The following is a 596-nucleotide window of genomic DNA, read 5'->3' on the forward strand; positions in this document are numbered from 1 at the left end:
CCATATGGCTCCTTTTTTGTGTCTGCTTTATTAGCTTTGTGAACATTTCTAGCTAATTATCTAACTCAAATTAACCAGTACGTATTCTTTGCACTTCTAGTTTCGAACTCTTAGATGATACTTCAGCTCAAAGTTGCATAGCTATGCGACTTTAGTTTCTTACTATTCAATTGTTAACCACAGCTCAATGACTGTTAGAGTCATTGCTCTTCTTTATATTCGCTTTTCGTTCTTTATTGCGTTAACAATTGCGTCACTTCTTATTGGAATAACCAAATTTATAAACGGGAAATAAAAATTTTCAATATTTATTTTGTTACTTAAGTTAATTTTTTGTTATTTTATGTACCTTTAATGTTTCTTGTTGGTTATTTATTACGCTGCCAGTTAATGTGTTTGATCACTTTTTGTTCGTAGTTAATGTTTGGTATAACTGACACTTAACAATTATGTAAATTTTATTTAGCTTTTATGGTTTGCTTTTTATGAACTCCATTTAAAACAGTGACTTAACAATTTAATAACAGGTGTTAATTTATTTATGTATCTATGGATGTTCACTTAGTTATTAATTTGTAATAAATGTTGACTATTGT

It is taken from the genome of Shewanella sp. 10N.286.51.B7 (assembly GCF_002873615.1).
Classification (GTDB): Bacteria; Pseudomonadota; Gammaproteobacteria; order Enterobacterales; family Shewanellaceae; genus Shewanella; species Shewanella electrodiphila.